Raw genomic sequence first — 9,237 nt, 5'->3', positions numbered from 1 at the left:
AATGCCTGAACTAGCTTAGCAACTAGACCACTTCTAAGAATAGATTCTTAGTGTTGCACTTGATTTGACAATTGAGGTTAAAAAATTTTTGGTGATTCAGGTAAAAAGTATTTATTTGTGCTTTGTATAGCCAAGCAATTAGTATTATTAGAAGAGGTAGTATGGTTAGCGTTCGCACAGCAATCACCTTTTTCATTTATTGAAAAAATAATCTTAATCGTGTCCTTTTTGATGAACCAAAGTTACTGATATCACTTTACTAGGGATTATGACACAAGCAAGGTTAACAGTCAATATGGTTTTAATAATAAAACGTTTAGTATAATTGAGACGACATTTCTATATAAATTTCAGTCTAAGGAAATGTATTTAGATATTTTCTTGAAGGGTTTAGGAGATGAATCGTTAAAAATAGTGATAAAAATGCAAGGTGGGCCACTTCACGGATAGGTACGGGATCTCGTGGATGCTACATGTGATGCTACATGTGATGCTGTGGAGTCAGATTAAGGATCCGAATGCCTAATCAAAAAAGGTCGTCGTTGAAAAACGGCGACCTTTTCAAGTCTTACCATACGAACAGGCCAACGATACCAGCCGACAACAGGGAGACCAGAATCCCCGACAGCAGCATGTAACCAACGTTTTTGGCAATCAGATCGTTCTTTTCCTTATCGACTAATCCTTTGAAGGCCCCGATAATCATCCCTGTCGTTCCAAAGTTGGCAAATGATGTTAGGAAGACGGTTAGCACAGCGCGTAAATGGGGGGTGTAGCCGTTGATAACACTACCAGCAACCTTTCCCATGACAACGAATTCGTTAGTGACGAGCTTGAGTCCCATATCCTGCGATAGGAGCCAGGCCTGATGTACGGGGAAGCCCAGTAACCAGGCAAAAGGAAACATGATGACGCCAAGGATACTTTCGAGCGACAAGGGTTTCCAGATAAGGCCCAACAGTTTATCCGCTAAGGCAGCGAGAGCCACAAAGGCGATGACGTTAGCCACGATGATGAGGGTCAATCGGCCAGCAGTCAGAATAGAATCACCTAAAAATGAGAAGAATGGTTCTCGTTTGCCATCACCATCCTGTCCCTCAGCACCGACCTTGGCGATGGTATCTTCCTCAGTGGCAACTTGGACGGGATTCAACAGGTTAGTAACAATGATGGCATTAATCACGTTGATGGGCACCGCCGTCAAGACAAATTGACCGGGAACCATCTGAGTATAAGCTCCCAGGATAGAGGCTGTTACACAGCTCATTGACATCATGGCGAGAGTTAAGTTACGTTCGGCGCGCATTTGCCGCAATTGAATGCCTGAAATAGCGAGGACTTCAGTGTTGCCCAAGAACATCATTTCAACGGCGAAGAATGATTCGAAACGTGGCTGACCCGTGATGAAGGAGAGACCGCGACCAATCCACTTGATGATCCAGGGAAGCACACCAATATAGGTCAGAATATCAAAGAGAGGCACAATCATCAGCACGGGGAGTAGCGCACTGGTAATGAAATTCATTGACTTGGCGGTTCCCCCAAAGGCTGGTGAGACCCAATTTGGGAGCGCGAAGACGATCCCCTGATAGGACACTTCGACCAACCAATTAAAGCCATCGGCCGCGGCCTTAACGGCATCTTGACCGACACTAAAACTAGTGAAGAACCAAGCTAAGACTAGGTTTAGGGTCAACATGATGCCAATGGACCACCAGTGGATCTGGTGTTTATTTTTTGAAAAGAGAAAGCCGATGATCAGGAAGACCACCACGCCCACGGCATTGATTGCAAGATACATGGCAGATAACCTCTTTTACTTAAAATAGGATTTAGTACATTCGAATACACTGTTCAACGAGGTCAAAAAAGCCAGCAGTATCGATGCTCTTCCCGACCTTAGCGTTGGTGGGCTTGCCTAAGACGCTGTTTTCATCGCAAACGGTCCGTCCATAAGAAGGCCCTCGGTTGATGTCGACCTCGACAAACATATCCTGCATGTCGAAAAGTTCTGGGTTGATGAGGTAACCAATGGTGGTGGCGTCATGAATTGGGCCAGCGGCTAAGCCAAATTCTTCAAATTGTGTCTTCAGTGTGAATCGTAAGAGGTCGCCGAATAGTTTTCCTGCCTTGTTACCCACAGCCTCCATGCGCTTGATGATATCTGGTGTGCAGATGGTTTGGTTCGTCAGGTCCAAGCCCATCATGACAATGGGAGCGCCAGACTTGAAGACAACGTGAGCGGCTTCAGGGTCGGCGAAGATGTTAAATTCAGCAGATGGTGTGAAGTTACCAGTGCCGTATGCCCCACCCATCAAGACGATTTCTTTAATCTTGGGGATGATTAGAGGTTCCATCCGCATGGCAGTGGCAATGTTGGTCAGTGGACCAGTTGGCACTAAGGTAATGTCACCATCGCTTGCAAGGAGCGTGTTGATGATGAAACGGACGCCATTTTCTTTTTCAGCAGTTCGGTGTAGTTCAGGGAAGACGGGACCATCTAGACCAGTCTTGCCATGAACGTTGCCTGCCACGACCTGTTCGCGTACCAGGGGTTGTGGCATCCCGGGGTAGATCTTAGTGTTGATATCCAGTAATTGTGCGACGTTCAAGCCGTTGTGAACGGTTTTCTTGAGGGTTTGATTACCGGCGACAATGGTGATCCCCAGTAGATCGATGTCTGGATGGGCATTTGCCATCAGCATAGCAATCGCGTCGTCGTGTCCTGGGTCACAATCGAGAATAATTTTACGTTTTGTCATTTGAAAGACCTCCTGAATTATATGTAAGCCCTTACTTACTGATTGCATTATAGCGGGCCAGTTGTTAAGGTAAGTATGAGAAATCTCATACTTGAGGTGAATTTAACTTGCGAATTATTAAAAATGAAGACTTAAAACAACGGTTTATTGCGGAGTGGAGCTATGACCGCCAATTTTCCTTCGATATTGCTCAGGTTGCACAACTCTACTTATTTCCCGCCAAGAGTATCATCGTGCAGGCACCAGATCGGCCGCGGGACTTGCTGTACTTGGTTAAGGGGAAGACGAAACTTTATGACACTCTGGCAAATGGTAAGGTAGCGTTGATTGACTTCTTTACACCACCCTGTTTTATTGGCGAGATGGAATTGCTCGATCCAAAGAGTCCGTCATTTACGGTACAGGCTATCGAAGACTGCTGGTGTCTGGCCTTGCCAATGGCGGAATACCAGCAGAAGTTACTACAGGACACAACGTTTTTACGGAGTGTGTGTCAGTACTTGGGCCGGAAAAACTCGCGAAATATTAGAACGTCCTCGCAGAATCAAGCGTTCACCTTGTCTCAGAGACTAGCTGGCTTTATTCTATTGACGGCGAATGATGAGATGTACGAAGAAAAACACACTCAGGTTGCACAGTACCTGGGTGTGTCGTATCGCCATCTGTTGTATGTGTTGGCAGATTTTGTAAAGTTAGGTTACCTGGAGAAGGTGGGGCACCACTATCGGGTGGTTCAACCCGATAGTTTAGCGCGATTGGCGCGAGAAGTGGATTGGAAGACGGGGTCTACTGAGAAATAAAAACGGCATCGAGCAGTTGGCTCGGTGCCGTTTAGGCGTTCAATTTATCATGAAGGGCTTCGGTCAAGACCTCGGAGAAATTCAGACCTTGTTTCTTGCCCAATTCGTTGAGGTATTCCGGGATAGAGACGTTCTTTCTAACAATGTGAGTGTGATTCTTGCGGAGGGCCAGCATGTCTACCTCGACCAGGGTTTTAATGGCCGGCGAAGAGACGGTTAGCGATTCAAATGGCGTGGCAGGTGGAAAAGTTGATTTGTTAACGAGCATAGTGCCGATGAGGTCTTGGGCCATTTCTAAAGCTTCCAGCGCATTGTCGCCTTGTGGCCAAGAGTTGCCAACATCTGGAATTTCTACGCTATAGCCGCCAGCATCTTCGGGATGAAGAACGATGGGATAGACCACTACGTTTTGTGGGTTCATAGGAAGTACCTCCAATTTTTTGATCATTATTTTTGACCGGTTTGTTTGAGAAGCTTGAGCATTTCTCTTGGTATTATCGGCATAGCGGAACCTCTTTTTATGAACGGACTATACACAATTATTGTGTATAGAACAAACGATTGGCTCGATAGAGGTTTCGTTTCAAATTAGATGGCTGTTGGCGGTTTTTTTGAAAAAAGAATGGGTGTTTGCTAGCAGAGATTGAATCCATAGGTGATACTGAAAAAAGCAAGGGAAAGGAAGTGACAACCGATAGCATAAATGCTATCATTCGCTTATGGAAAAAATCCATTTTGTTTACGCTGACGAGGGTACCTTTAATCAATACTTAAGGGCACTCCCGGATAAGGATGCGGCTAAGCTACTGAAGATCATCAAGTGGGTCCAGAATAAGGGTATGGCTTTAGCTATTCAAATGAAGTGGGTTAAGAAGTTGGATGATAATTTGTACGAGTTGCGTGCACAACAAGGAAATGATATTCAGCGCGTCATTTATTTCCATTTGGAAGGGTCAGAATACGTGATTACGCATGGCTTCACCAAAAAGACGGAAAAGACACCTATTCGAGAAATTAATCGTGGGAAAAGACTACGAGGTATCTTTATCAGGAGGGATGAGCGCTAATGGTATTAAAAAGAGTGGATGATTATATCCAGGAAAGACAAACGGTAAGTCCAGAATTTGCTCAGGCGTATGACCAAGCAGAGGTCGACTTAGAGATTGCCGTTGCCGTTAAACAATTGCGAGATAGCTTAGGACTTTCTCAACGAGCATTTGCCGATCTGATTGGAAAACCACAATCAACAATTGCTCGGATCGAGGCAGGGGCTGTGACGGCGAGCAACAAAACTCTTGCAGAAATTGCGCAAAAAACGCATAAGCAATTACGAATTCAATTTGTGTAAAGTATCTGTACAATGGCTAGTTTAGAATAATAGGACGGCTTTGAAATCAAAACGAAAGGGTAGAAACACCCGTTAAGGATGGCTCTACCCTTTTGTGAGATCTTGGAGCATTACTTGCTTAAAAACATGAGGAACAGACCAGCGATACCGTAAACAACAGCACCACCTAGTGTTCCTAAGAGGATGCTGAAAACGATGTGAATACTGTGTCTAGCCAGTACATTGGTTAGGTAGTCAGCAAATAAAAAGAAATCAAAGGTTAAACAACCAAATGCAAACGTTGCATATCCCAGAAACGCAAAGATAAATGCGACCACTAAAAGTGCTAGCATGAGGACTAACAAACGGCGGACTGATTTGGGATTATATTGCCGCTTGAGCTCGCGTGTCCATCGTTGACCGAAGCCTAATTTCAAATTGATGCCTCCCCAGTGAGTTAGCTGTTTTTGACTTGTGTGACCCTGTTGCTGTTTATAATTATCGTAACATATTCGCTATCCTCGCTGAAATTAAGGTCACTTTTAGTAGATTATCGCGCATAACGCTGAATAATCGCCACCAACGTTTTGGTCGCATTAGCTAAGCCCACACGGTCGTTGTAGTACTGAGCAAAGCGGTCATCATCGCGATACATTTGAGCGAGACCACGGTGGGCCTCTGCCGGGTAATTGTTCCACGTGAAACACAGCCACTGCCGATGTAAGTTGTAGACTTCGCGGGCAGTGTCGCTGGCGAGGTCACCCGTGTTTGTGACTTCTTTGAGCATCGTTACCAACTTTACTTCCGTGGCTTGCATTGCTTGATAGTCAGTTTCACTGAGACCAGCGAACTTTCTCTGGCTGGCGGCAACCTTTGCTTGGCCATAGCGTTGGCGCGATTCTTCACCGAATTTTTGTTCATTTTGCGCGAGTTGCTGCTGCTTAAAGGCAGCAAATTTTTCCGTATCTGTCATTTGGGGACCTCCGTTGCGGGCCGCTAGCGTGCGGTCCAAAGTATTCAGCAGGGTCGTGAGATGGTCACGGTTGGCGACCAGTTGGGCCCGTTGTGCGGTGAGAGCTGCTGTTTGTTCGGCAGGGGACTGAGCGAGTAAGGTTTGAATCTGTACCAGACTGAAGCCAAACTCCTGAAAGTAGCGAATTAACTGTAGCTGATCGACCGCTTCAGCGGGATACTCGCGGTACCCATTCGCCGGATTCCGCTGCGCGGGTAACAGACCAATCTGGTCGTAGTAGCGCAGTGTCCGGGGACTAACGCCGGCGAGCCGTGCCAGTTGTTGAATGCTGTAGATCATCGTGACCACCTCCTTTCTTGCTTAGAACTTACTATAGAGGTTGCCGTGGCGTCAAGGTCAAGGCTTTTGATAAAATTGACAGCGCTTTATCAAAACTGCCGTTATTTATGCATTACCAACTAAAGAATAGTAAGCAGCCCCGCCATGCCGGGGTTCTTTGACGCAGGTAAGTTTTGTGATTACCCCGGAGTGTGATAAAATATAGGTATTATTTGTAACTTTTTGGTCCCCCCGCGGGAAGCCCGTGAAGTGGCGGTCAAAACGAATTTTTCCAGATGAATCAGATGAGGAGCAAAATGAAAAAATTATTTTCGCGATCCAACATACCCGAGTTCTTACAGAACCGGCGTCTACGCGGTATCGCTATCATGACGGCTGCTCTGGCCATTCTTGGAATTGTCCTGTCGTTTCTGTTGAACTGGGTCTTTGGCGTGATCGTCTTAGTCCTGGTGGGAATCGCGACGCTGGTGGTGTTCAACACTATGGCGGAGATCGGCGACGACACGACGCAGTACATTTCCGATCTGTCGTTTCGAATTCAACAGGGCGAGCAAGAAGCCCTGTTGCGGATGCCGCCCGGTGTCATGATTCTGGGCGATAGCGATCAGGTGGAATGGGTCAATCCGTATCTGCAGAATTACTTCGGTGATACCGACGTGTTGAGTCGGTCGATCAACGACGTGGATGCAGAGCTTGCCAAATTGATCAACGACGCTGAACCCAAGACGATGACGACTGTGAAGTGGCGCGATAACCGCTTTACGTTGTTTGTGGAGCCGGATTTTCATGCCGTTTACCTCTACGACATCACGCATTACCAGTTGATTCAAGAACAGTATGATAATGAAAAAATCGCCATTGGCCAGGTCTTCTTGGATAACTACGATGAAGTGACCCAGTCGATGACCGATCAGGATATTTCTAACCTGCGAAACTACGTGACTAATGAATTATCTTCGTGGGTGCAACAGTTTGACATGTACTTAAAGCAACTGGATGACGACCACTACTTCGTCTTGGCCTACGCTAAGTCGTTGGCGGCCATCGAAGCCGATAAGTTTAAGATTCTGGATACAATCCGGGAGACAACGTCGAAGCAAAACTTCCCGTTGACCCTGAGTATCGGGATTGCTTACGGTGATCCAAACCTGAATAAGCTGGCGGACCAGGCGCAGAGTAATCTGGACTTAGCCCTCGGCCGGGGTGGGGACCAGGTTGTGGTCAAGGCCGCCGATCAGGAAGCACGTTACTATGGCGGCAAGACCAATCCAATGGAGAAGCGGACGCGGGTCAGAGCCCGGATGATTTCACAAGCCCTGCAAGAGCTGATGAACGAGTCCGACCAGATCTTCGTGCAGGGTCATACACAACCGGATATGGATTCACTGGGCGCTTGCCTGGGGATTCGTCGGATTGCCAAGATGAATCACAAGACCTGTTGGATTGTGTTGGATAAGGAGACGGTTCACTCGGATGTGCAACGGTTGTTGGATAATCTGAAGAACTACCCCGATATCGACGCCGCCATCATTTCGCCGCAAGAGGCCCTGGAAAAGACCACAGCGCAGAGTATGTTGCTGATGGTTGACCACTCGAAGCCATCGATTTCCATTTCGGCAGACCTCTATCACCGTTTGGAAAATCGGGTGATGATCATTGACCATCACCGGCGAGGCGAAGAGTTCCCCGAAAATCCACTGTTGGTCTACATTGAACCGTATGCCAGCTCGACGTGTGAATTAATCACGGAAATGTTTGAGTACCAGTCCCAAGAAGGGGAACCTATCAATAAGCTGGAAGCCACAGCGATGTTGACCGGGATCTTCGTGGATACCAAGCACTTCTCGTTGCGGACCGGGACCCGGACGTTTGACGCTGCAAGTTACTTGCGGTCTGCCGGCGCCGATTCGATTGAGATGCAGCAGTATATGAAGGAAAATGTCGACAGTTATCTACAACGCAATCACTTGATTGAAATGGTTGAGTTCGTCAATGAGGACATGGCCTTAATTACCGGTGAAGAGGATCAAACCTACGATCCAGTCACGGCGGCGCAGGCATCCGATGACCTGTTGAACATGTCTGGCGTGGATGCATCGTTTGTGATTACGCGGCGGGCGGATGGTCGCGTGGGGATTTCCGCCCGGTCATTGGGTGAGATCAACGTCCAACTGGTCATGGAAGCTATGGGTGGCGGTGGTCATCTGTCCAATGCCGCAACCCAGATCAGCGACAAGTCCGTGGCCGAAGTTAAACAGCAGTTGCTGGATATTCTGACGCACTCTGATGAGCCAGAACCGGCAACCACGTAGTTAATTGCTTCTAGCGACGTTTCGGCGTAGGATTAGAAGTAACAATATTGAATGATGAGTGAGGAGTGACCGACGTGAAAGTCATTTTTATGAAAGATGTCCGCGGTAAAGGTAAGCGCGGTGAAATCAAGAATGTTCCCGATGGCTACGCCCAAAACTTCCTGATCAAACGCGGGTTGGCTAAGGAAGCCAACCAAGCTGCGATGAGCCAGTTAAAGGGTGAACGCATTGCGGAAGAACGGCGTGAGGCTGAAAACTTAGCTGAAGCCAAGGATCTGCAAAAGCACTTGGAAGACGATAAGACGGTCGTTGAGATCGTGGCTAAGGCCGGCGAAGATGGTCGGCTGTTTGGCTCCATTCCAAGCAAACAGATCGTCCAAGCTTTGCAAAAGCAATTTGATTTAAAGATTGATAAGCGCAAAGTTGAACTGCCAGAACCAATCCGGTCGTTGGGCTACACCAACGTGCCGGTCAAGCTTCACACTGACGTGACCGCTAAGATTCGCGTGCACGTGGCAGCGAAGCAAAAATAATTAAGTTATTGAAAACCGCCGTGTTACTGGCGGTTTTTTGTTCCCATCATTTGATCGAAGCATTTGGGTACCGCGGGACGGGAAAATTAGTGTATGATTCATAGTAGAATCTCCGCAGAAATGGGTCGGTCATCTGATTTTACCTGGCGACCGATTACATGGTAGAATGAATGTCTGATTATTGTTGAAGA

The 9,237-nt window shown here is 47.2% G+C and carries 10 protein-coding genes; 5 read left to right on the top strand and 5 right to left on the bottom strand.

Annotated features, from left to right (window positions below; all coding sequences use genetic code 11):
* Positions 1–568: 568 nt before the first annotated feature.
* Together EKM73_RS02150 and rihB are read right to left on the bottom strand one after the other, a co-directional pair.
* Positions 569–1,801 carry a NupC/NupG family nucleoside CNT transporter gene (locus EKM73_RS02150; protein WP_125700341.1) on the bottom strand — a complete coding sequence of 411 codons (1,233 nt, stop codon included), beginning with the start codon at positions 1,799–1,801 and terminating at the stop codon, positions 569–571.
* Positions 1,802–1,832: 31 nt separating this feature from the next.
* A complete protein-coding gene (gene rihB / locus EKM73_RS02145; protein ID WP_125700340.1) occupies positions 1,833–2,762 on the bottom strand; it encodes a ribosylpyrimidine nucleosidase in 930 nt (309 codons plus the stop codon).
* Positions 2,763–2,869: 107 nt separating this feature from the next.
* Here rihB and yeiL point away from each other — a divergent pair, with 107 nt between their 5' ends.
* Positions 2,870–3,562, top strand: a complete 693-nt coding sequence (yeiL, locus tag EKM73_RS02140) for a transcriptional regulator YeiL (RefSeq protein WP_125700339.1) — start codon at positions 2,870–2,872, stop codon at positions 3,560–3,562.
* Positions 3,563–3,593: 31 nt separating this feature from the next.
* Here the strand turns inward: yeiL and EKM73_RS02135 are convergent, their stop codons facing one another.
* Positions 3,594–3,983, bottom strand: a complete 390-nt coding sequence (locus EKM73_RS02135; RefSeq protein WP_125700338.1) for a type II toxin-antitoxin system HicB family antitoxin — start codon at positions 3,981–3,983, stop codon at positions 3,594–3,596.
* 298 nt (positions 3,984–4,281) lie between these two features.
* On the opposite strand from EKM73_RS02135, the gene EKM73_RS02130 reads away from it, so the two are divergent.
* Together EKM73_RS02130 and EKM73_RS02125 are read left to right on the top strand one after the other, a co-directional pair.
* Entirely contained in the window at positions 4,282–4,629 is a 348-nt protein-coding gene (locus EKM73_RS02130) for a type II toxin-antitoxin system RelE/ParE family toxin (protein ID WP_125700337.1), read from the top strand.
* On the top strand, positions 4,629–4,910 hold the full coding sequence (locus EKM73_RS02125) for a helix-turn-helix domain-containing protein (RefSeq protein WP_125700336.1): 282 nt from the start codon (positions 4,629–4,631) through the stop codon (positions 4,908–4,910). The genes EKM73_RS02130 and EKM73_RS02125 overlap by 1 nt, the downstream gene beginning before the upstream one ends.
* Positions 4,911–5,020: 110 nt before the next feature.
* Here the strand turns inward: EKM73_RS02125 and EKM73_RS02120 are convergent, their stop codons facing one another.
* Positions 5,021–5,326 carry a hypothetical protein gene (locus EKM73_RS02120; RefSeq protein ID WP_125700335.1) on the bottom strand — a complete coding sequence of 102 codons (306 nt, stop codon included), beginning with the start codon at positions 5,324–5,326 and terminating at the stop codon, positions 5,021–5,023.
* A gap of 113 nt (positions 5,327–5,439) precedes the next feature.
* On the bottom strand, positions 5,440–6,201 hold the full coding sequence (locus EKM73_RS02115; protein WP_125700334.1) for a MerR family transcriptional regulator: 762 nt from the start codon (positions 6,199–6,201) through the stop codon (positions 5,440–5,442).
* 296 nt (positions 6,202–6,497) lie between these two features.
* Between EKM73_RS02115 and EKM73_RS02110 the strand changes: the two genes are divergently transcribed.
* Both EKM73_RS02110 and rplI read left to right on the top strand, forming a co-directional pair.
* Entirely contained in the window at positions 6,498–8,513 is a 2,016-nt protein-coding gene (locus EKM73_RS02110; protein WP_125700333.1) for a DHH family phosphoesterase, read from the top strand.
* A gap of 74 nt (positions 8,514–8,587) precedes the next feature.
* Complete coding sequence (gene rplI, locus EKM73_RS02105; protein WP_125700332.1) at positions 8,588–9,046, top strand: 50S ribosomal protein L9; 459 nt, start codon at positions 8,588–8,590, stop codon at positions 9,044–9,046.
* The last annotated feature ends 191 nt before the right edge of the window (positions 9,047–9,237 follow it).

The organism is Levilactobacillus fuyuanensis, assembly GCF_003946395.1.
In the GTDB taxonomy this organism is placed as follows: Bacteria; Bacillota; Bacilli; order Lactobacillales; family Lactobacillaceae; genus Levilactobacillus; species Levilactobacillus fuyuanensis.
Note: the sequence above shows the minus strand (reverse complement) of the source record. Positions and strands in the feature narration are given on the sequence as shown.

What these genes read in the sequence shown, in the direction of transcription:
- EKM73_RS02135 (WP_125700338.1), bottom strand. Translation starts at nt 3,983, where the DNA reads ATGAACCCACAAAACGTAGTGGTCTATCCCATCGTTCTTCATCCCGAA.
- EKM73_RS02125 (WP_125700336.1), top strand. Translation starts at nt 4,629, where the DNA reads ATGGTATTAAAAAGAGTGGATGATTATATCCAGGAAAGACAAACGGTA.
- EKM73_RS02150 (WP_125700341.1), bottom strand. Translation starts at nt 1,801, where the DNA reads ATGTATCTTGCAATCAATGCCGTGGGCGTGGTGGTCTTCCTGATCATC.
- rihB (WP_125700340.1), bottom strand. Translation starts at nt 2,762, where the DNA reads ATGACAAAACGTAAAATTATTCTCGATTGTGACCCAGGACACGACGAC.
- EKM73_RS02110 (WP_125700333.1), top strand. Translation starts at nt 6,498, where the DNA reads ATGAAAAAATTATTTTCGCGATCCAACATACCCGAGTTCTTACAGAAC.
- EKM73_RS02130 (WP_125700337.1), top strand. Translation starts at nt 4,282, where the DNA reads ATGGAAAAAATCCATTTTGTTTACGCTGACGAGGGTACCTTTAATCAA.
- EKM73_RS02115 (WP_125700334.1), bottom strand. Translation starts at nt 6,201, where the DNA reads ATGATCTACAGCATTCAACAACTGGCACGGCTCGCCGGCGTTAGTCCC.